The organism is Streptosporangium sandarakinum, assembly GCF_013409935.1.
Lineage (GTDB): Bacteria > Actinomycetota > Actinomycetes > Streptosporangiales > Streptosporangiaceae > Streptosporangium > Streptosporangium nondiastaticum.
In genome coordinates this window covers 3,421,723-3,441,700 of sequence record NZ_JACCCO010000001.1, presented here as the reverse complement: position 1 = coordinate 3,441,700, position 19,978 = coordinate 3,421,723, and the positions used below count along the sequence as shown (strand labels likewise).

Sequence of the window (19,978 nt, the reverse complement as noted above, 5' to 3'; positions counted from 1 at the left end):
GGACGGGGCCCTGCGGCGCCTGGCCGGGGCGCGCTCCAGGACCGCCGCCATGTGGTCAAGAGTGGGCGAACACCGATCAATGAGTCCAATGCCTACTTTTCATCCTGATCGATCTATATGAACGATTGATGGATGGGGCCGCGGCAGCCGAGGGCGGCGAGAGGGCCGTGATCCGACCCGCTGTGGCCATGTGTCCTGTCATGCGGCAATATGAGGGCGCCAATTGCATAAACCAACGCGGGAGCTCGGGGCGCCGGGCTGAGAGGGCAGCACAGCCGCTGCCGACCGCCTGAACCTGTCCGGGTAATGCCGGCGTAGGGAGCGTTTCGTGACATCCGATGTCATCGGTTCCAAGCATGCAGAGGCCCCCCTCACCCTCGACCAGGCCCCGCCCAAGACGCTCGGCGCGCTCGACCAGGGCGCGTTCTGGGCGAACCTGGGCGTCAGCCTGCTCGGCTTCTCCTTCGCCCTCTTCCTGATCGACCCGCTGCTCGACGGCGACGCCCTCACCCTGCCGGCGGCGCTGCTCGCCTCGCTCGTCGGCAGCCTGATCGGCACCGCGATGGTCGGCCTCGCCGCGGTGCCGGGCGTGCAGACGGGCCGGCCCGCGATGGTGCTGCTGCGCGGCCTGTTCGGGGCGAGGCTCTCCTCCGTCCCCACCGTCCTCAACATCGTCCAGATGATCGGCTGGGGCGCGTTCGAGCTGTGGGTCGTCGCGATGGGCGCCCAGGCGATCTTCGGGCCGTCCGTGCCGTACGCGGTCTGGGCGGTCGCCGCCGGGGCGCTGACGACGGCGCTGACCCTCTACCCGCTGGGCGCCATCCGGCTGCTGCGGCGGTTCGTCACCGTCGGCGTGGTGGTGTCGGTCGTCTGGTTCGCGGTGGTCTTCCTCCGCGACACCCCCGCCCAGACCGGCGGGTCCTGGCACAACTTCGCCCCGGCCGTGGACTTCGTGATCGCCCTGTCGGTGTCATGGGTGCCGGTCGCGGCGGACTACGCCCGGCACTCGCGGTCCAGCCGCGCGGCCTTCGCCGGCGTGGTCGGCGGCTACACGATCGCCCAGGTGGCGTGCCTGGCCGTCGGCGTCTACGCGGTGGCGCTGGCCGGCCACGCCGCGGTGGCCGAGAACCAGACCACGGTGTTCGCCCCGTTCGTGGCGGCGCCGCTCGGGGCGCTGTTCTTCGGCATCCTGGTGCTGCGCGAGACCGACCAGTCGTTCGCGAACGTCTACTCCACGGCGATGTCGCTGCAGAACCTGATGCCCAGGGTGGACCGGAGGGTCTTCTCCGTGGCCATCGGCGTGCTGACCACCGCGGTCGCCCTCGTCATCGACGTCCACTCCTACCAGGCGTTCCTCGGCATCATCGGTGCGGTGTTCGTCCCGATGTTCGGCGTGCTGGCGGTCGACTACTTCCTGCTCGGCCGCGGCCGGACCTGGGACACCTCCGAGACCGCCCCCTCCCGCCTGCTCATGGTGGTCCCGTGGGTGCTCGGCTTCGCCACCTGGTGGCTGCTCGCCGCCCCCGCGGGGGTGCAGTGGTGGGACGACCGCTGGGCCTGGGTCAGGGACGCCGTCGGCTTCGCCAAGCAGCCGTGGATGAGCGCGGCCGTCGGGTCCTTCCTCGTCGCGGGCCTGATAACCCTGGCCGTCGGCAGGTTCGCCCGCCGGCCGCACGTCCTGACCGGCCGTACGCGGTGAGCGGGTGCGGGGCCCTCGCCCCGCGCCCGCGGGCCGCCTACGAGCCGAGGGGCGGGCGGCCCGCGCCCCGCTCGACGCGCAGCAGCCGTTCCTTGGCGACCGGGCCGCCGGCGTAGCCGCCGAGGACGGTCTCGCTCTCGACGACCCGGTGGCAGGGCACGATCACACAGACCGGGTTGCCGCCCAGCGCGTTGCCGACCGCGCGCAGCGCCCGCGGCCTGCCGATCCGCTCGGCGATCTCCCGGTAGGTGGTCACCGTGCCGTACGGGACCGTGAGCATCTTCTGCAGGACCGTCCGGGCGAACGGCGTGGCGAGCTGCAGGTCGATCTGGACGGTGAAGGTGCGCAGCCGTCCGGAGAAGTAGGCGTCCAGCTCCCGGCGGACCGGGTCGAGCCGCCGGGGGTCGCCCCCGATGAACGAGCTGACCTCGTTGCTGACGCGCTCGAAGACGGTGTTCTCGTCCTCGTAGCTGCACGCCACCACGCCCCGGCCCGTCACGGCGAGGACGAGCCGGCCCACCGGCCCGTCGAGCGTGCCGAACGCGACATCCGGGGAGGTTTTCCCCACGTACGTGGGCGAGGTCACCCGCAGCAGTGCGTCGATGTCACCGGATGACATGGCCCCACCCTTTCGCTGTCCGGGCGTGTTCAGGCGCGCGGTGACGGCAGCGTATCGGACGGATCCTCCCAACGGGTGTCAGCACATGCGGACGAAAGTGCCAAGATCAGGCCGGTTGACACGGCACTATTGGTATGTGGGTGACAGCAGGGGGTGCGACGACGGCATCGGCCGCGCGGTCGTCGCCAGCGCGCCCAATGCGATCGTCGCCCTCGACCGCGACCAGACGGTCCTCAGCTGGAACGCCGCCGCCGAGCGGCTGTTCGGCTGGACGGCGGCCGAGCTGCTCGGCCGCCGCGCCCCGATGGTCCCCGAGGAGCTGACCGCCGAGCACAACGCGGTCCTGGAGCGGGTCCGCACCGGCGGCCAGGTGTCGCTGCGGACCAGGCGGTTCCGCCGCGACGGCACCCTCCTCGACGTGCGGGTCGACACCAGCGCGCTGCGGTCCTCGGCCGGCGCCCTGCTCGGCTACGTCAGCGTCTACCACCTGGCGCGCGACGACGAGAGCGCCCACGACGAGGCCGCCCGGCGGGCGCAGCTCGTCCGCAGGCTCACCGACGTGGTCGCCGACATCAACGCCGAGCGGGAGCTGCCCGCGGTGCTCGACCGGATCGCGGCCAGCCTCACCGAGCTGACCGGCGCCGACGCGGGCGGCTTCGTGCTCATCGAGGGCGACCGGCTCCGGCTGGTGGCCACCCACCGGCTGCCGGACTCCATGCGCGGCTCCACCGCCGACCTGCGTTCCAGCCTGGTCGGCAAGCTCCTGCGCACCGGCCGGACCGTGATGCTGGAGACCGGCGAGCAGGCCGCGCTGGACGAGCTGATCTGGTCGCGGCTGCCCGGCCTGCACACCATCGCGCTCGGCCTGGCGGCGGTGGGCGGCCGGCCGTACGGCGCGCTGTACGCGTTGTTCGCCAAGCGCAAGGCGAGCCACCTGGAGCTGGAGCTGCTGGAGCTGCTGGCCGGGCACGCCGGGATCGCCGCCGGCAACGCCATGGCCTACCAGGAGGCGGTGTGGCAGCGGGCCCACGAGCGGGCCGTGTTCGACGCCAGCGCCGACGGCATCGCCGTCCTCGACGAGAAGGGCCGGGTCACCCAGTGGAACCCGGCGGCGGCCGGGCTGACCGGCCGCACCGCGGCCGACGTGATCGGCGGGCCGCCGCCGTTCCCGCTGCCGGAGCCGGGCGACAAGCTCACCCTGCAGCTCGCCTCGGGAGCCTGGCTGGAGGTGCTCTGCGCGGAGATCGTGGAGACCGGGGAGACCGTGGTCGACTTCCGCGACATCACCCGCGCCAAGGAGCTGGAGGAGGCCAAGGACCTCTTCCTGGCCACCACCAGCCACGAGCTGCGCACCCCGATCACGGTGGTGCGGGGGTTCGCGGGCACCCTCGACGCCCGCTGGGACAGCATGACCGACGCCGAGCGCCGCGCGGCCGTGCACACCATCGCCGAGCGGGCGCGTTCCCTCGGCCAGCTCATGGACCACCTGCTGCTGGGCTCCCGGGCCGGCGCCGGCGAGCTCACGCTCCGGATCGAGGCGCTCGACATGGGCGCGCTGATCCGCGCCGCCACGCTGGGCCTCCCGGTGCTGTCGGATCTGCACCGCGTCGAGGTCGATGTGGCCTCTGACCTGCCCCCGGTCTCCGGTGACGCGCTGGCGACCGATATCGTGCTGGGGCAGCTCCTGGAGAACGCGTTCAAATACTCACCGGACGGTGGTCTCATCAGGGTCGCGGCTTGGCGGGAAGGTGACCGGGTGGTGGTGGTCGTGGACGACGAGGGCGTTGGCATCGCGCCCGCCAGCCGTGAGCGGGTGTTCGAGCGGTTCGTCCAGGTGGACGCCGGTGACCGCCGCAGGTTCGGCGGAGTCGGCCTCGGCCTGTACATCGTGCGCAGCCTGGCCCGCGCCCAGGGCGGCGAGGTGACGGCGCACGAGAACGCGGGAGGGGGCACCCGGATGCGGCTCTCCCTGCCCATTGCCGACACGCCGAGCGCCCATACCTGACCGACACACCGGTGCGGTCATGACCCGGTAACGGATGCGCTGAACTATCGTCGAATGTGCACAAGCCGTAATCGAGGCGCGGTTTCTAAGACCATCTAACGGGGCATTTCGGTCGTACCAGGTGTGTTCCTGAGGGGGAACGGGGAAACGGGGAGGTGAGTGCGTCGAGCGTCGTTCTGTTGCCGTATGCACCGTCCAGCGTCGCTGTCGCACGCCAACGTCTCTGCTCCGACCTGCAAGAATGGGGTGTCTACGAGACCGCCATCGACGACGCGGTCCTCGTGGTGAGCGAACTGCTGAGCAACGCGCTCCGGCACGCGCACCCGCTGCCGTCCGGCCAGGTCATGGTCGCCTGGCGGTGGGCCGGGGGGTGCGTCGAGGTTGCGGTGAGTGACGGAGGCGCCGCCACCGAGCCCCGCGCCGGACGGCCCACCCTCTCCTCCCTCGGCGGCCGAGGCCTCGGCATCGTCGAGTACGTCGCCGAGAACTGGGGCGTCAGGCACGAAGGAGAGATCACCACGGTCTGGGCCCTGCTCACCGCCGTCGCCGACCAGGGAGACGGCCAGGTGTCCCTGCCCGAGCCCGCGCTGCGGGAGTGCGGATAGGACCGTTCCGGCCGGCCGCTCCCGGCCCATCGGCGGGGAGGCCCGTAAGGCCCGGCCACCACCCGGCCGCGCGCTGACGCGACCGGGTGATGGCAGGAGGCGACATCAGGCCGCGGCGGGCGCCGGACGGTACAGCACGGCTCGCTCCGCGGCGGTCCAGGCCGTGCTGACCAGCAGATAGATCCCGGCCGCCAGCGGGAGTACGGCCGCCACCAGCAGCGTCCCGAACGGCAGCAGCGGCATCACCCTGCGGAGCGCCTCCGGCTGAACGTGTTCGCCCATCGTCAGACGCATCCGTCGCGACGTCACCCAGGCCACGGCGAACAACAGCAGGAAGAGACCGGCGAAGACCAGGGTCGGCCCGCTGAGCAGGCCGAACCCGGCCACGGCGCCCGCGAACTGCTGCCCGAGCGGCACGCCGAACAGCCCGTGGACCAGAAGCGCGTTCGCGTGCCCAGCGATCACCGAGGACGTGAACGCCCGATACGTCACCGTGAGGAAGGGGATCTGCGCCAGGCCGGGCAGGCAGCCGGTCATCGGGGAGACCTTCTGGTCGGCGTAGAGCGCGCTCACCTCCCGGCGCAGCCGTTCGGGGTCGCGGCCGTGCCGCTCCCTCAGCCCCCGGACCCTCGGCGCCAGCAGCGCCTGGGCTCGCGCGCCCCTGGCCTGCATGACGCTGAGCGGGAGCAGCAGGAGCCGGACGCCCAGGGTGAACAGGACGATGGCCAGCGCGGTGGAGTGCAACGGTTGTGCGAGCGCGCCGATGAGGCCGGCGGTGAACGCGACGGCGGAGTCGAACATGGGGACCCTTCTGAGCGGAGTGAGACCGGCACAGAGGGCGCCCGCGACCGGACGCTTCCCGGCGGGCTTCTCCCGGCGGGGGTCGCGGCGGATACTTCCGGCGGACGTACCTTACGCGGGCGCCGGGCCCGGTGACGGTGCTCTCGGTCGTGACCGCCCGGCCGCGTCAGGATCGCGCTGCCGTATGAACATCGTCCGCCTGGCCCGATCACGCTCCCGCGACGGGGGGCGTCGCGGATCGGAGACGGAGGGCACCGCGCGCAGCGCCCAGGCGAGCAGGAGCACGCCCAAGCCGATGACGGCGACGGCCGTGACCGCCCCGCCGCCGTCGAACACCCAGACGAACAGCGTCTGGAGGGTGAGCAGGACGCTCACTTCGAGAGCCGGCTCACGACCGTGACCACGGCCACCACCGCGAACGCCACCACCGCCAGCACGAGCACGAACTTCAGCAGCCCGAACAGCGCCGGCAGCAGGAGCCCGAACACGACGTAAAGCGCCAGCAGGACGCCCAGGACCGCCATCACCGTACGAGTCATGTGATCCACGGTACGCGGGATGCGGCCCCCGCGGGGGCGACGGGGATAACGATCCGCTCTCCCCGATCCTTACGGACCGGTGACGCGGACGCGGCGGACGGTCCGCACGGGCCTACCGTGGACGTCATGGGCGCGCGGATTCTGGTGGTCGACGACGACCCCACGGTGGCCGAGGTCGTGGTCCGCTATCTCGAACGCGACGGCCACCGGGTGGAGTGCGTCTCCGACGGCGCCGAGGCGCTCCGCCGGGCGCTGTCCGACCCGCCGGACCTGATGGTGCTCGACCTGATGCTGCCGAAGATGGACGGCCTCGCCGTCTGCCGGAAGCTCCGGGAACGCCGCCCGATCCCCGTGATCATGCTGACCGCGCTGGGCGAGGAGATCGACCGGGTGGCCGGTCTGGAGATCGGCGCCGACGACTACGTCACCAAGCCGTTCAGCCCCCGGGAGCTGGCCCTGCGAGTGCGGTCCGTGCTGCGGCGGGGACGCGGCGCCGCGGCGGCGGCCGGGACCGGCGTGCTCCGGGACGGCGACCTGGTCGTCGACGTCGACGCCCACGAGGTACGGCTCGGCGCCGCGGAGGTGACGCTGACCGCCCGCGAGTTCGACCTGCTGGCCCACCTCATGCGCAACCCCCGCCAGGCGTTCAGCCGCGCGGCCCTGCTCGACCAGGTCTGGGGCTGGTCCTTCGGCGACTCCTCCACGGTGACCGTGCACGTCCGCCGTCTCCGCGAGAAGATCGAGCCGGACCCGGCCGCGCCCCGCCGCATCGTCACCGTCTGGGGCGTCGGCTACCGCTTCGAGCCCACCCCGGAGCCATGATCCCGTGATCCCCGAGATCCTGGTCATCGTCGCGGTCACGGCGGGCCTCGGCCTGCTGGTGGCGCTGGCCGGGCTGGGCGCGATGCGGCTGCTGCGCGAACGGTCGATCGGCGTGATGCTCGCGGTGGTCGCCGTGGTGACCGTCGTGGCGACGGTCGGCGGGGTGGTCGCCATCACCCTTGAGATGATCATCGAGGGCACGCCCCGGGACATCGTGCTCAGCGTGGTCGCGGTCGGCGGGCTCGTCGGGCTGGGGGTCGCGGCGGTGCTGGCCCGCCGGGTCGTGGCGGCCAGCCGCAGGCTTGTCGCGGCCGTGCGCGCCGTACCGCCGTCGGGGGAGTTCGCGCCGCCCCGCAGCCTGCCCGCCGAACTCGACACCATCGCCAGGACCCTGGAGCAGGCCTACGAGCGCATCCGCCTCGGCCACGAGCGCGAACGCGCGCTGGAGAGCGCGCGCCGCGAGCTCGTCGCCTGGGTCAGCCACGACCTGCGCACCCCGCTGGCGGGCATGCGGGCCATGGCCGAGGCGCTGGAGGACGGCGTGGCCGGCGACCCGGAGACCGTGGCGCGCTACCACCGGCGGATCCGCCTGGAGGTGGACCGGCTGTCGGGCATGGTCGGCGACCTGTTCGAGCTGTCGCGGATCCACGCGGGCGCGCTGCGGCTTTCGCGCTCCCCGGTAGGCCTCGGCGACCTGGTCGCCGACGCCCTGGCCGGCGCCGAGCCGCTGGCCAGGGCCAAGAGCGTACGGCTGGCCGGCGAGGCGGGCGAGGTCGTCCCGGTCGTGGCCGACGCGGGGGAGCTGTCAAGGGCGCTGCGCAACCTCGTGGTCAACGCGATCAGGCACACCCCCGCCGACGGCACCGTGCTGGTGCGCGCGGCGGTGGAGGGAGAGGTCGCCTGCCTGTCGGTCGCCGACTGCTGCGGCGGCATCCCGGAGGAGGACCTGCCCCGCGTGTTCGACGTGGCCTTCCGCGGCGAGGCGGCCCGGACCCCGGGTGCGGACGGCACCGGGGCCGGGCTCGGTCTGGCGATCGCGCAGGGCATCGTCGAGGCGCACGAGGGGACCATCGGCGTGGTCAACGCCGGGGCCGGCTGCCGCTTCGAGATCCGCCTGCCGCTGCCGGCCTGAGCGTCCGCCCGCCGTCCCGGGCCCGGGGTCCGTCCGCGGTCGGCGGCCTACCGTTCGTGGGGGCCGCTCCGTGGGGAGACGAGGATCACCCGGGTCTTCCCTCCGTCGCCGGAACCGCCGGAACCGCCGGAACCGCCGGGATCGTCGGGATCGTCGGGTTCGACGTGCCGGTAGGAGGACGGCGCCCGCGGGGTGTCGAAGGACTCCACCATGGCCCGGAAGGTGGGACACGGCCAGCGCCACATGCAGCCGCGGCACCGCAGGATCGGGTGGGCCGCGTCGCTGGTGATGCCGCCCGCGTCGCGCGGCCGGTGGAGGTCGAGGAGCCGGACCCCGAGGGTGGCGAAGCCGAGCAGCTCCTCGCGCGCGCCCTCCAGGAAGTCGAGGTCGTCGCCCGTCAGGCGGGTCCTGATCGGGACGTATCCCTCGTGGCTCATCATGTCGCGGAGGGACCCGGCCGCGTCGTGCCACGAGGTGGCCTTCTCGGTTCGGGTGATCATGGACTCCAGGTGGTCCCGGAGCCGCTGTCGCTGGGGGTCCTCAGGAAGGTCGGTGTTCATCTGGTCGAGCCCGTTTCTGCTCAGCGGTCGTCGCTGCCGTGGCGCAGTGGACGGGCGGGAGAGTTCCGGGTCACTCCCTTCCCGGCCGAGCCGGTATTGCGCAGTGTCAAGTCTCGCGCACTCAGGGTTTCCGTGAGGTCGAAACGGGGGACAAAAGGCCGGCGACTCGTCCTGGGCGAGAGAACGTGACCCGGGGCCTTCGCGCCGCTAGTGTGCCGCTGTGGAGCTAAAAGTCTCAACTCGATCTCATGCCGGGCACACCGTCATGACTATCACCGGTGAAATCGACCTGTACACCGCGCCAGGCCTGCAGTCCGAGTTCGCTCGGCTGCTCCAGGAGAGTCCGACCACCTACGTGGTCCTCGACCTCTCCAAGGTGGAGTTCTGCGACTCCACGGGGATGAACGTGCTGCTCGCCGCGCTCAAGCGGCTGCGCGAGCGCGGGGGGACCATGGAGCTGGCCGCGCCGCGGCCCGCCGTACGCAAGATCCTCCAGGTCACCGGGCTGGACTCGGTGTTCACCGTGCACGAGGCGGTGCCGGACGAGTCGCTGTCGGCCGAGCCGCAGGGGTGACCGGCGCGACGATGACCGGCACAGCAGTGATCATCCCTGCCAAGGACGAGGCGGACAGGATCGGCGCCACCGTGGCCGCCGCCACGGCGCTCCCGGGCGTCGATCTCGTCGTCGTGGTGGACGACGGCTCGACCGACCAGACCGGCAGGGTGGCCAAGGCCGCCGGGGCGCGCGTCGTACGGCACAGCCGCAACCGCGGCAAGGCCGCCGCCATGGAGAGCGGCGCCGAGGCGGTGCGCCTGTTCGACGACGAGAGCCCCAGGAACCTCCTGTTCCTCGACGCCGACCTGGGCGAGACGGCGCGCACCGCCGCGCCGCTGATCGAGCCCGTCGCGGCGGGCGAGGCCGACATGACCATCGCCGTGTTCGCCACCAGGGTGAAGCTGGGCGGCCACGGGTTCGTGGTACGGCTCGCACGCGAGGGCATCGAGCGGGCGACCGGCTGGACCCCGGCCCAGCCGCTCAACGGCCAGCGCTGCCTGACCAGGGCGGCCTTCGAGGCCGCCCGCCCCCTGGCGCACGGCTTCGGCGTGGAGACCGCGCTGACGATCGACCTGCTGCGCAAGGGGTTCCGCGTGCGGGAGGTCGAGGTGGAGATGGCCCACCGGGCCACCGGCACCGACTGGAGGGCCCAGGTCCACCGGGCCCGGCAGTTCCGCGACGTCGCCCGCGCCCTGCTGGTCCGCCGCTAGCCGCCCGTCACCGGCCGTCGGCCGCCGTCTCGGCGGACCGTCACCGGGGGCCCGCGCATGCCCGTCCGGCGCTCCGGACCGGCCACCGCCCGGGGCACCGCGCCGGGTGTGCTGGAATTTGCGGGTGACTCGGGATCCGGCGGTTGTCGACGGCAGGCGAGCCCCCGCGCGTGGCGCGTTCCGGGGAATCGACGCGGCCGCCTACGCGGCCGTGGGGCTGTCGGCGGTCCTGACGGTCCTGATCGGGCTGCTCGGGCCGTCCGCGATGGTCCCCGCGCTGCCCGGCCCGGCCTGGCAGCCCCCCTACTCCCTGGGCGTGCGCCCCGACGGCCACCTCGTGATCGCCATGGCCGCGGCCGCGATCGTGCTGGGCGGCCTCGGACTGGCCGGCGCGCTGCGAGCCCGGAGCGGGCCCGCCCCCCGCCTGCTGCTGGTGGCCGGCTGCGCGGTGGCCGGGCTGCTGGCCTTCCTGCCCCCGTCCGGCTCGGCCGACCACCTGAACTACGCCGCCTACGGTCGCCTGGCCGCCCTCGGCCTCGACCCCTACGCCGTCACCCCCGCCGAGCTGCCCGCCGACCCGGTCACCGGCGCGGTGGAGGAGTGGGCCGGCGTGACGAGCGTGTACGGCCCGGTGGCGACGGCCGTGCACGCGCTGGCGAGCCTGATCGGCGGCGACTCGGTCAGGCTGACGGTCTTCGCGATGGCGGCGTTCAACGCGGCCGCGTTCATCGGGACCGCGCTGCTGCTGCACCGCTTCACCCGGGCCGACGCCGGGCTGTCCCGCCGGGTGGCGCTGCTGTGGGCGGCCAACCCGCTGATGCTCTACCACCTGGCCGCTGGGATGCACGTCGACACCCTCGCCGTGGCCTGCATGGTCGCCGCGCTCGTGGCCCACGCGGCCGGGAACGCGGCACGGGCCGGCGCCGTCCCGGCCGGCGTGGCCGGACCAGGGGGTCCGGCCGTACCGGGCGGACCGGGCGGCGGGTGGCGGCGGGCCGGGAGCGGCGTGCTGCTCGGGCTGGGCATCGGGGTGAAGCTCAACGCCGGGCTGGTCGCGCTCGGCCCGGCGTGGGAGCTGCGCCGCTCGCCGCGCCGGCTCGCCGTCGTCGCGGGCGCCGCCACGGCCACCGTGCTGCTGACCTACGGCCTGGCCGGGCCGCACGTGCTCGACCAGGTCGGCGCGGCCAGCAAGAAGGTCTCCCTCGCCACCCCGTGGCAGCTCGCCAAGACCGGCCTGCAGGCGGCCTTCGGGCCCGGCGCGTACTCCTCCTGGATCCAGCTCGGCTCGATGCTGCTGCTGGCCTGCCTGGCGTGGCTGGTCCTGCGGGCCACGCCCCGGGCCACCGCCCCGGCGGTCTCCGCGGCGCTGGTGGCCGCCTGGCTGTTCGCCGCGCCGTACGCGCTGCCGTGGTACGACGGGCTGGCCTTCGCGCTGCTGGCGATGGCGGCCGGGGCGTCCTGGCCCGCGCTGGAGACCTTCGTGCTGGCCAGGACGGCCGTCCTGTCGCTGGGCTACCTCCCGGCCAGGGAGGCGATGCGCCCGGCCGACCTGCTGTGGCTGAAGACCCTGCTCAGGGAGCGGGTGGTGCCGTGGTCCCTGCTGGCTCTGACGCTCGCCCTGGCGTGGTGGGCGGCGAGAGCCGGAGCGCGCGCACGCAGGCGGTCAGCGTCAGCGGCACCGCGACCGTGAGCGCCATCGCCGGGATGGCGATGCCTGAGTCGTTCAGCAGGAACCCGGCCAGCGCGCAGACCAGCGCGCCGATCAGCCCGGCGCGCAGCGCGGGCGCCAGCGCGTAGGCCCGGCCCAGCGCGGAGGCGCCCCACCGGGAGGGGCGGTCCAGCACCAGGAACAGGAAGGCCAGCGCGACCAGCGAGAGCAGGGTCAGCGGCCAGTTGCCGACGGTGATCCCGAGCATCGCGCCGAACTTCCGGGTGACCACGGCCCACGCCTCGCCGTCCAGCACCTGCTGGACGAACGCGCCGAGGTGGGTGCGCTGTTCGGCGGGCCGCAGCCAGTCGGCCACCGCGATCACCGTGATGGCCAGGACGCCCGCCGTGCCGATCAGGACGGCCTTGGCCACCGACAGCCGGCGACCCGACAGCAGGACCACGAGGACGGCCACCCCGGCCAGGAACGCCGGGACGCCGCCGAAGTCGGCGCCCCACCCCGGCCAGCCGTCGGCGAACACCGCGAGCCCGCCGTACAGGACGCAGACGGTCAGGGCGAGCGCGCGGCGTCCGCGGGGCAGCAGCCACTGGGCGACCCCGGCGAGCGCCAGGATGGTGCCGGCCGAGTAGACCGCGAAGGCGATGTTGCCGAAGCCGTAGAAGCGCCCACCGGTGACGGGCTCGTAGCCGCCGACCGCGTTCACCTGGAGCCGGGAGCCGGTCATCACGTCGGCCAGCAGGGCCAGCGAGGTGATCGCGGCGACCACGGTCAGCGGGCCGAGGACGTGCGCCCGCCACGGCCCGGCCAGGGCGAGCGCCGCGACCACGCAGGCGACGGCCACGATGGTCAGGACCAGCGCGGCCATCGGCGCGGGCAGGCTCCACCACGGCACGAGCTGGGCCAGGAAGATGCCGACGGGGATCGCGCCGCTGACCGTCGCGACGCCCCGGACGGCCGTCAGCGCCCGCGAGCCGCCCCAGCCGCGCCGGAACGCCACGGCGGCCAGCACGTAGAACAGGATCTGCACGGTCACCAGGCCGGTGAAGAACGGCCCCCGCACCTCGCGCAGCACCTCGCTGGCGAGGTCGTCGTCGGCCAGCCGGTCCACCGTGGCGGCCGCGCTCCCGCCGCCCGGCCCGGCGCTCCGCCAGGCGTGCCCCACGACCGTGTTCGGCGCCTCCAGGCCGAGCAGGGCGATCACGGTGGCGGTCAGGTCGGTGTTGGTGACCAGGCCGTCCTGCCGGGTGGAGGGCGCGGTGAGCAGGCCGCGCGGGTACGGCGCGCCGTCGGGGGACGCCCCCCGGGCGACGGCCACGTGCAGGTGGGCGGTCGGCGAGGTGTCGGACAGGCCGCCGAGCAGGACGGTGGCGCCCGGCGGGACCCGGCCGAGGACCGCGCCCACCCCGCGGTCGGCGGCGGCCACCGCCTCCCGGCGGGCCCGGTCGGTCAACGCGGCGAGCGGGCCGCCGTCTCCCGGACGCCCCCGCAGCCACGCCTCGGCGAGGTCGGGAACCTCCGCCACCACCAGCCGGTACGGTGTCAGGTCGCCGAGTCCGCCGATGCTGGGGGCGTATTTACCAATATTTCCGGACTTGTCGGCAGCGGCGAGCGCGGCTCCCGGCCCGGCCGCCGCCACCTTCCCCCCGGCGTCCACCACGAGCTGCCCGAGCTGCCCGAGCACCGGGCGGTAGGAGACCTCGGCGGCGTTGTGGGCGGTGAGCCGGGACCAGTCCGGCACGCTCGCCCCGCCGCCCGGTCCGGGTCGCGGCACGGCGGGCGGCGCGCAGCCGTCCCCGGGCGCTCCCGCCCGCTGCCCCGCCGAGACGGTCAGCCAGCCCGCGACCGGGCAGATGAGACTCCGTCCCGGCGGGGGCACCGCCCGGGTGGACATCGACGCGGACCCGCCCCGCTCCACGAGCCCCCACAGGTTCGGCGTCCGCGCCCGGTCGAGGTCATCCCATTGGAGGCCGGGAACCCCGATCACCACGACCTGCCCCGGGTTCGCCGGTGCGGCCGGGGAGGCGGCGGCCGGAACGGAGGCGGCGGCCGGCACGGCGGCGTGGGCGGCCGTGCCGGGGACGAGGAGAACCAGCGTGAACACGGCGACCAGCGCGGCCCACAGCACCCGCGCGGCGGTCCGTGCGGCGGCCTGTGCGGCGGGGACGCCCCCGGCGGCCGTCCGCGCGGCGCGTGCCGGCCGTTCCGGGGCCCGCGCGGCGTGGAACGGCCCCGCGGCGCCCGGCGGGGCCGGGAACGGGCCCGCGGCGGGGACGGGCCTGTGACCGCCGTGCACCGCACCCATGAGACTCCCCCGTGTCCGTGAACCGTCAGGTCCTGCTTCGTGGATCATTCCGCCCGTCGCGACCGGCCGGACGGCCGGGCGTCCCCGTCACGGCGGAGATCCGCGGGCGGGACCCGGGCCGCCGGTTTACCCGCCCCACGGTAACCTGCCTGCTCGTGATGACTGGCGAGGCGACCGCGACGACCACCGTCAGGCGGCCACCGTGGGTGTGGCCGCTCGCGCTGCTGCTCGTCGCTGCGGCGGCGGCCCCGCTGGTCCTCTACTGGCTGGGCAACGTCGACGACCAGCGACTGGTCGACCTGGATGTGTACCGTACCGGCGGCCAGGCACTCCTCGAAGGCCGGCCGGTCTACGACTTCGTGACGCCCGCGCCGCAGCTCCTGCCGTTCACCTACCCGCCGGTCGCGGCGATGCTGGCCGTACCGCTGGCCATGATGTCCTGGCCGGTCGCGCAGTGGGTGTGGACGGCCGGGATCTTCGCCACGCTCGCCGTCACCGTCGCGTACGCCTTCCGCGCCGCGCTGGGCCGTCTCGCGACGGGCCGCGCGGCAGCGGGTCTCGCCGCGCCGGGGTCCGGCGGGCCGGACGGCGCCGCGTCCGGCCGTGGTGCGCAGGGCGGGGCCGCGCCGGGCCGTACGGCCGCGCCGGCGGAGGGCCGGTGGGGCGGCCTGTGGCTCCCGGCGGTGTTCGCCGTCCTGATGGTCGCGTGCACCTACCTGATGCCGATCAGGGACCAGGTCCGCTTCGGCCAGGTGGACATCCTGCTGGTCGCGCTCTGCCTGGCCGACTGCGCGGCCCGCCGCCCGGTCTGGCCGCGCGGCCTGCTGATCGGCCTGGCCACCGCGGTCAAGCTCACCCCCGGCGTCTTCCTGATCTACCTGCTCATCACCGGGTTCGGCCCGGGCGGGCGGCCGGAGCAGCGCCGGGCCTTCTTCATGGCGGCCTTCACCGCCGCGCTGCTGACCCTGCTGCCGTTCCTGGTGATCCCGTCCGACGCCGCCGACTTCTGGTTCCACGCGCTGCTCGACCCCGAACGGCTCGGCGCCAACGCGGCGACCACCAACCAGTCGATGCGCGGCATGCTGATCCGGCTCTACCTGCCCGACGCGCCCACCTCCCTGCTCTGGCTGGTCCTGGTCGCCGCGGTCGGCTGGTACGGCTTCCGTCACGCCCGCCGGGCGTTCCTCGACGGGCACACGATGACCGGGGTCGCGCTGACCGGCCTGATGGCGGTGCTGCTGTCGCCGGTGGCCTGGATCCACCACCTGGCCTGGGTGGTCGTGGTCCTCGGCGCGCTGGCCGGAGACGGGCGCGACCCGGTGCGGGTCCGGGTCGCCGCGGGCGTCTGGCTGTACTACGTGGTGCCCGTCCCCTGGTGGGGAGTGGCGATCAAGGCCGCCGAGATCCCGGTGCTCAGCCCGGTGCTGGGAAAGATCGTCCAGAACGGGTTCGGGCTGGGCGCGCTGGCCCTGGTCTGGTTGCTCGCCTCGTGGCTGCCGAGACGCCGCGAGACGTTCCGGCCGCTCACCTGACGCCTCCCGGCACGTGTGATTCACCACCGTTTCCGGACCGGCACCGGATAGCCTGACAACATGCCGAAACTCGCCTACCTGGGCCCTGAGGCCACCTTCACCGAGGAGGCCCTGCGCATCCTGGCGCCGCACGCCGAGGGCCTGCCGAGCGCCAACGTCAGCGCGGCGCTGGACGCCGCCAGGCGGGGTGAGGCCGACGGCGCCGTCGTGCCGCTGGAGAACTCCCTGGAGGGCGGCATCAGCTCGACCCTCGACGAGCTCGCCTGGGGCGAGCCGCTGCTCATCACCGCCGAGCTGCTGCTGCCGGTGCAGTTCTCCCTGCTGACGCGGACGGAGATGCCGCTCTCCGACGTCAAGCGGGTCTACACCCATCCGGCCGCCATCACCCAGTGCCGTGGCTTCGTCGCCCGCGAGATGCCGGACGCCGTGGTGGTCCCGGCCCCGTCGACCGCGGCCGCCGCCCAGGAGGTGGCCGACCCGGGCTCGCCGTACGACGCGGCCATCGCCGCGCGCATCGCCGGCGAGCGCTACGGCCTGGTGGAGCTGGCGTCCGGGGTCGGCGACCGGTCCGACACCGTGACCCGGTTCATCCGCCTCTCCCGGCCGGGCCGGCTGCCCGAGCCCACCGGCTCCGACTGCACCTCACTGGTCGCCTTCCTCACCGACGACCACCCGGGCGCGCTGCTGGAGATGCTCACCGAGTTCTCGGTGCGCGGCGTCAACCTCACCCGCATCGAGTCGCGGCCCACCGGCGACGGCATCGGCCGTTACTTCTTCCACTTCGACCTCGAAGGCCACGTGGCCGAGGCCCGGGTCGGCGAGGCGGTCTCCGGCCTGCGTCGCATCTGCGCCGACGTCCGCTTCCTCGGGAGCTACCCGCGCGCCGACGGCGTGGCGCCGCGGATCAAGCGGGGCACGGCCGACGACGACTTCGCCGAGGCCGCGGGCTGGCTGTCCAGGATCCGCTCCGGCCGGCCCTGACCCTTCCAGCGCCCTCCCGGCCGGCCCTGACCCTTTCGGCCGGCCTGGCTCTTCCGGCCGGTCCGCCCCTCCGTTCCGGTGGGACCGGCCGGGCCGGAGAAACCCGGGTAATAGGTGAGCGGGTGCGTGCCCCGCATCGGTAGCCTTGTCCTGTGATTGACCTGCGTACCCTTCGTGAGGATCCCGACCGGCTACGGGCGTCGCAGCGTGCCCGCGGTGAGGACGACTCCGTCGTCGAAAAGCTGCTCGACCTCGACGAGCGGCGGCGCGGCGCGCTGAGCCGCTTCGAGGCGCTGCGCGCCGAGCAGAAGAGCATCGGCAAGTCGGTCTCCCGCGCCTCCGGCGAGGAGAAGACCGCCCTGCTCGACCGGGCCAAGGACCTCTCGGCACAGGTCAAGTCCGCCGAGGCCGAGGCCGAGAAGCTGGCCGGGGAGCTCGAGGAGCTGCTCCACACCGTGCCCAACCTCGTCGAGGAGGGCGCCCCGGAGGGCGGCGAGGACGACTACGTCGTGCTGGAGGAGGTCGGCGAGAAGCCGTCCTTCGACTTCGAGCCGCGCGACCACCTGGAGCTCGGCGAGCTGCTCGGCGCGATCGACATGGAGCGTGGCGCGAAGGTCTCCGGCGCGCGGTTCTTCTTCCTGAAGGGCGCCGGCGCCCGGCTCCAGCTCGGCCTGCTCAACATGGCCATGCAGCACGCGATCGAGGCCGGGTTCATCCCGATGATCCCGCCGGTGCTGGTCAAGCCGGAGTCGATGAAGGGCACCGGCTTCCTCGGCGCGCACGCCAGCGAGGTCTACCACCTGCCGGAGGAGGACCTGTTCCTGGTCGGCACCAGCGAGGTCCCGATGGCTGCCTACCACGCCGACGAGATCCTCGACGGCGCGGCGCTGCCGTACCGCTACGCCGGCTGGTCGTCCTGCTTCCGCCGCGAGGCGGGCTCGTACGGCAAGGACACCCGGGGCATCATCCGGGTCCACCAGTTCGACAAGATCGAGATGTTCTCCTACTGCCGTCCCGAGGACGCGCAGGCCGAGCACCGGCGGCTGCTCGACTGGGAGCGGGAGATGCTCGCCAAGGTCGAGCTGCCCTACCGGATCATCGACACCGCGGCGGGCGACCTCGGCACGAGCGCGGCGCGGAAGTTCGACTGCGAGGCGTGGGTGCCCAGCCAGGGCCGCTACCGCGAGCTGACCTCGACGTCCAACTGCACCGACTTCCAGGCCCGTCGCCTGGGCGTCCGCTACCGCGACGCGGGCGGCAAGCCGCAGCACGTGGCGACTCTCAACGGCACCCTGGCCACCACCCGGTGGATCGTCGCCATCCTGGAGAACCACCAGCGGGCCGACGGCTCCGTCGTGGTCCCGGAGGCCCTGCGCCCCTACGTCGGCCTCGACGTCCTCGAACCCGCCAAGTAACACATATAGGTCTTCCGGCCTTCTTTTCGGTCTTTCCCCACCCTTCCGTACCCTCCCGGCCCGAGGGCCCCGCCGATCCCGGCGGGGCCCTCGTCGTCATGCCCCCGGTCAAGGGAAGTGGACGGCGAGCGTACGGCCTCGACCTCCTGGTAGATGGCCAAAAGTCCGGATATCTACGGCAAAGGCCGGGGGCGGTCGCGAGGGCTTCCCCCGATCACCGGAATGTGATTCGGCATCCACCGCCGAGCGGTGATGTCCGCCACACGAGAGGCGACCCACACCGGTGTCGATCCACGGCTCCCGCAGTGACCATCGCGCCTCCTCGGCAGAGACGGCCTCCATGGGCCCACAGGAGGCTTGGGGGCCGGCCACTGGCTTTCTCGATGGTCCAGGCCGAGTGAGGCACTCAGCGGCGCTCTCAGGGGTGAGGAGAGGGCACGGGGCCGTGCGCCCGGTGATTCGCCGGCCGTGGCGGAAGCCGCCCCGCGAAGTCGTTCGGGGGCGCGGCGGCGAGGACGCCCGGAAAGGGCGGAGGGACGCGATCGGCGGTGGCGAAGGGGCGGTCGGCGGCGAAAGCGGCGACCAGAGGGGGCGTAAGAGGCGCGCCCAGGGAGGCGTAGGGGGCGCGCAGGGGGCGAAAGGAGCGACCAGGAGGGGGCATAAGGGGTGCCCAGAAAGAGCGTCCGGGTATGTCCGAAAGTCGCAGGGCTGTCCGGAAACGGCGAAGGCGGGGTTCGCGTGAAGCGAACCCCGCCTTCCCCTCTGCAGAGGTCTATGCGTCAGACGGCGCGAACCTGCGAGGCCTGCGGGCCCTTCTGGCCCTGCGTGATCTCGAACTCGACGCGCTGACCGTCCTCGAGGCTCCGGTAGCCGGAGCCCTGGATCTCGGAGAAGTGGACGAAGACGTCCGGTGCGCCACCGTCCGGCGCGATGAAGCCGAAGCCCTTTTCAGCGTTGAACCACTTGACGGTTCCCTGAGCCATTAAAGCTCTCCCTCAGGATTTGAAACTTCGGGATTCACACCTCGTGAACCCCATGTGTCGTACAGCACGCCCCGGGGTGGTTCAGTCAAACTGGTTTTCACAACGGGATTCAGCTAATACAACGCCATCACATCTAACACTATCCCGCGGACAGGTGTTCCCGCCATGAGGAAGTTCATCCCAGGCGAGTCCCGCGTGGCGTGGCACCGGGCATCACGGTGCAGACTGGACGTGTTATGGGAAGCCCCCGCCTTGTCGCCACCGACCTCGACGGTACCGCACTGCGCTCGGACGGCACCGTCTCGGACCGCACCGTCGCCGCCTTCGCACGCGTGGAGGAGGCCGGCGCCACACTCGTCTTCGTGACCGGCAGACCACCTCGCTGGATGCGCCCGGTGGCCGGAGCCGTACGCCACCGGGGTCTGGCCATCTGCGCCAACGGCGCCCTGGTCTACGACCTGCACACCGAGCGTGTCGTCCAGTCGCGCCTCATCACCCCCGACATCCTGGAGGAGGTCGTCGGGAGGCTCCGCGCGGAGTTCTCCGAGCTGACCTTCTCCGTCGAGTACGAAGGCGGGTACGCCCACGAGTCGTCCTTCCGCCTCGACCGCGCCGACAGCCGTACCGCCGGGCTGCTCGTCGAGGCGGCGGCCCTCACCGAACGGCCCTGCGCCAAGCTCCTGGCCCTGCACCCCCGGATGGACCCCGACGTCCTCAACGACGCCGTCTGCGAGCTGGTCGGCGACCTCGTGACGCCCACCCACTCCAGCGGACGGGCGCTGATCGAGATGAGCGCCCGAGGTGTGACCAAGGCCACCGCGCTGGCCGCCCTCGCCGAGACCCAGGACGTCGTGCGGACCGACTCGATCGCCTTCGGCGACATGCCCAACGACCTGCCGATGCTGCACTGGGCCGGCACCTCCTACGCCGTCGCCAACGCCCACGCCGAGGTGCTGGCCGCGGTCGATCACGTGACCGCGGCCAACGACGACGACGGGGTGGCCGAGGTGCTGGAGGGCCTCTACCGGTAGCCCCGCGGGCGCCGGTG

19 protein-coding genes and 1 riboswitch are annotated in these 19,978 nt (G+C 73.3%); of the genes, 12 read left to right on the top strand and 7 right to left on the bottom strand.

What is annotated here, in order from left to right; all coding sequences use genetic code 11:
* The first annotated feature begins 227 nt into the window (after positions 1–227).
* Positions 228–340: riboswitch (TPP riboswitch) on the top strand.
* Positions 329–1,699, top strand: a complete 1,371-nt coding sequence (locus tag HDA43_RS15525) for a purine-cytosine permease family protein (protein ID WP_179821321.1) — start codon at positions 329–331, stop codon at positions 1,697–1,699. It overlaps the preceding riboswitch by 12 nt.
* A 37-nt stretch (positions 1,700–1,736) precedes the next feature.
* Here HDA43_RS15525 and HDA43_RS15520 read toward each other — a convergent pair whose 3' ends face one another.
* Positions 1,737–2,318, bottom strand: a complete 582-nt coding sequence (locus tag HDA43_RS15520) for a methylated-DNA--[protein]-cysteine S-methyltransferase (RefSeq protein WP_179821319.1) — start codon at positions 2,316–2,318, stop codon at positions 1,737–1,739.
* 85 nt (positions 2,319–2,403) lie between these two features.
* On the opposite strand from HDA43_RS15520, the gene HDA43_RS15515 reads away from it, so the two are divergent.
* The gene (locus HDA43_RS15515) at positions 2,404–4,323 is read left to right on the top strand and encodes a sensor histidine kinase (RefSeq protein WP_179821316.1); all 1,920 of its coding nucleotides are present in this window, start codon (positions 2,404–2,406) and stop codon (positions 4,321–4,323) included.
* Positions 4,324–4,499: 176 nt separating this feature from the next.
* Complete coding sequence (locus HDA43_RS15510) at positions 4,500–4,928, top strand: ATP-binding protein (RefSeq protein WP_179823274.1); 429 nt, start codon at positions 4,500–4,502, stop codon at positions 4,926–4,928.
* Positions 4,929–5,033: 105 nt separating this feature from the next.
* On the opposite strand, the gene HDA43_RS15505 is transcribed toward HDA43_RS15510, so the two are convergent.
* The 3 genes from HDA43_RS15505 to HDA43_RS15495 all read right to left on the bottom strand — a co-directional run bounded on the left by HDA43_RS15505 (position 5,034) and on the right by HDA43_RS15495 (position 6,268).
* On the bottom strand, positions 5,034–5,729 hold the full coding sequence (locus HDA43_RS15505) for a YidC/Oxa1 family membrane protein insertase (RefSeq protein WP_179821314.1): 696 nt from the start codon (positions 5,727–5,729) through the stop codon (positions 5,034–5,036).
* Positions 5,730–5,840: 111 nt separating this feature from the next.
* A complete protein-coding gene (locus HDA43_RS15500) occupies positions 5,841–6,104 on the bottom strand; it encodes a DUF6412 domain-containing protein (protein WP_179821312.1) in 264 nt (87 codons plus the stop codon).
* On the bottom strand, positions 6,101–6,268 hold the full coding sequence (locus HDA43_RS15495; RefSeq protein WP_179817694.1) for a hypothetical protein: 168 nt from the start codon (positions 6,266–6,268) through the stop codon (positions 6,101–6,103). The genes HDA43_RS15500 and HDA43_RS15495 overlap by 4 nt, the downstream gene beginning before the upstream one ends.
* 126 nt (positions 6,269–6,394) lie before the next feature.
* On the opposite strand from HDA43_RS15495, the gene HDA43_RS15490 reads away from it, so the two are divergent.
* Entirely contained in the window at positions 6,395–7,090 is a 696-nt protein-coding gene (locus tag HDA43_RS15490; RefSeq protein ID WP_179821310.1) for a response regulator transcription factor, read from the top strand.
* A 4-nt stretch (positions 7,091–7,094) separates the two neighbouring features.
* Positions 7,095–8,222, top strand: a complete 1,128-nt coding sequence (locus HDA43_RS15485; RefSeq protein ID WP_179821308.1) for a sensor histidine kinase — start codon at positions 7,095–7,097, stop codon at positions 8,220–8,222.
* A gap of 47 nt (positions 8,223–8,269) precedes the next feature.
* Here the strand turns inward: HDA43_RS15485 and HDA43_RS15480 are convergent, their stop codons facing one another.
* The gene (locus tag HDA43_RS15480; RefSeq protein WP_179821306.1) at positions 8,270–8,782 is read right to left on the bottom strand and encodes a hypothetical protein; all 513 of its coding nucleotides are present in this window, start codon (positions 8,780–8,782) and stop codon (positions 8,270–8,272) included.
* A gap of 220 nt (positions 8,783–9,002) precedes the next feature.
* Here HDA43_RS15480 and HDA43_RS15475 point away from each other — a divergent pair, with 220 nt between their 5' ends.
* The 3 genes from HDA43_RS15475 (at position 9,003) to HDA43_RS15465 (ending at position 11,738) form a co-directional block, all read left to right on the top strand.
* Positions 9,003–9,356, top strand: coding sequence for an STAS domain-containing protein (locus tag HDA43_RS15475; protein ID WP_179821304.1), 354 nt, complete (start codon positions 9,003–9,005; stop codon positions 9,354–9,356).
* Positions 9,357–9,367: 11 nt separating this feature from the next.
* Positions 9,368–10,048: a glycosyltransferase gene (locus tag HDA43_RS15470; RefSeq protein ID WP_179821302.1), complete on the top strand. Its 681-nt coding sequence runs from the start codon at positions 9,368–9,370 to the stop codon at positions 10,046–10,048.
* A gap of 124 nt (positions 10,049–10,172) precedes the next feature.
* On the top strand, positions 10,173–11,738 hold the full coding sequence (locus HDA43_RS15465) for an MptA/MptB family glycosyltransferase (RefSeq protein WP_312873282.1): 1,566 nt from the start codon (positions 10,173–10,175) through the stop codon (positions 11,736–11,738).
* On the opposite strand, the gene HDA43_RS15460 is transcribed toward HDA43_RS15465, so the two are convergent.
* On the bottom strand, positions 11,620–14,019 hold the full coding sequence (locus HDA43_RS15460) for a hypothetical protein (protein ID WP_179821298.1): 2,400 nt from the start codon (positions 14,017–14,019) through the stop codon (positions 11,620–11,622). The genes HDA43_RS15465 and HDA43_RS15460 overlap by 119 nt on opposite strands.
* Before the next feature lie 158 nt (positions 14,020–14,177).
* Here HDA43_RS15460 and HDA43_RS15455 point away from each other — a divergent pair, with 158 nt between their 5' ends.
* The 3 genes from HDA43_RS15455 to serS all read left to right on the top strand — a co-directional run bounded on the left by HDA43_RS15455 (position 14,178) and on the right by serS (position 17,947).
* A complete protein-coding gene (locus HDA43_RS15455; protein ID WP_218912212.1) occupies positions 14,178–15,551 on the top strand; it encodes a glycosyltransferase 87 family protein in 1,374 nt (457 codons plus the stop codon).
* A 60-nt stretch (positions 15,552–15,611) separates the two neighbouring features.
* Positions 15,612–16,532: a prephenate dehydratase gene (gene pheA / locus HDA43_RS15450; protein WP_179821293.1), complete on the top strand. Its 921-nt coding sequence runs from the start codon at positions 15,612–15,614 to the stop codon at positions 16,530–16,532.
* Positions 16,533–16,684: 152 nt separating this feature from the next.
* Complete coding sequence (gene serS / locus HDA43_RS15445; RefSeq protein ID WP_179821291.1) at positions 16,685–17,947, top strand: serine--tRNA ligase; 1,263 nt, start codon at positions 16,685–16,687, stop codon at positions 17,945–17,947.
* Positions 17,948–18,726: 779 nt separating this feature from the next.
* Here the strand turns inward: serS and HDA43_RS15440 are convergent.
* The gene (locus tag HDA43_RS15440) at positions 18,727–18,930 is read right to left on the bottom strand and encodes a cold-shock protein (RefSeq protein ID WP_179821289.1); all 204 of its coding nucleotides are present in this window, start codon (positions 18,928–18,930) and stop codon (positions 18,727–18,729) included.
* A gap of 236 nt (positions 18,931–19,166) precedes the next feature.
* Between HDA43_RS15440 and HDA43_RS15435 the strand changes: the two genes are divergently transcribed.
* A complete protein-coding gene (locus HDA43_RS15435; RefSeq protein WP_179821287.1) occupies positions 19,167–19,961 on the top strand; it encodes an HAD family hydrolase in 795 nt (264 codons plus the stop codon).
* Positions 19,962–19,978 lie beyond the last annotated feature (17 nt).

What these genes read in the sequence shown, in the direction of transcription:
- HDA43_RS15470 (WP_179821302.1), top strand. Translation starts at nt 9,368, where the DNA reads ATGACCGGCACAGCAGTGATCATCCCTGCCAAGGACGAGGCGGACAGG.
- HDA43_RS15455 (WP_218912212.1), top strand. Translation starts at nt 14,178, where the DNA reads ATGACTGGCGAGGCGACCGCGACGACCACCGTCAGGCGGCCACCGTGG.
- HDA43_RS15505 (WP_179821314.1), bottom strand. Translation starts at nt 5,729, where the DNA reads ATGTTCGACTCCGCCGTCGCGTTCACCGCCGGCCTCATCGGCGCGCTC.
- HDA43_RS15495 (WP_179817694.1), bottom strand. Translation starts at nt 6,268, where the DNA reads ATGACTCGTACGGTGATGGCGGTCCTGGGCGTCCTGCTGGCGCTTTAC.
- HDA43_RS15480 (WP_179821306.1), bottom strand. Translation starts at nt 8,782, where the DNA reads ATGAACACCGACCTTCCTGAGGACCCCCAGCGACAGCGGCTCCGGGAC.
- HDA43_RS15440 (WP_179821289.1), bottom strand. Translation starts at nt 18,930, where the DNA reads ATGGCTCAGGGAACCGTCAAGTGGTTCAACGCTGAAAAGGGCTTCGGC.
- HDA43_RS15490 (WP_179821310.1), top strand. Translation starts at nt 6,395, where the DNA reads ATGGGCGCGCGGATTCTGGTGGTCGACGACGACCCCACGGTGGCCGAG.
- pheA (WP_179821293.1), top strand. Translation starts at nt 15,612, where the DNA reads ATGCCGAAACTCGCCTACCTGGGCCCTGAGGCCACCTTCACCGAGGAG.
- HDA43_RS15515 (WP_179821316.1), top strand. Translation starts at nt 2,404, where the DNA reads ATGCGGACGAAAGTGCCAAGATCAGGCCGGTTGACACGGCACTATTGG.
- HDA43_RS15520 (WP_179821319.1), bottom strand. Translation starts at nt 2,318, where the DNA reads ATGTCATCCGGTGACATCGACGCACTGCTGCGGGTGACCTCGCCCACG.
- HDA43_RS15460 (WP_179821298.1), bottom strand. Translation starts at nt 14,019, where the DNA reads ATGGGTGCGGTGCACGGCGGTCACAGGCCCGTCCCCGCCGCGGGCCCG.
- HDA43_RS15435 (WP_179821287.1), top strand. Translation starts at nt 19,167, where the DNA reads ATGGGAAGCCCCCGCCTTGTCGCCACCGACCTCGACGGTACCGCACTG.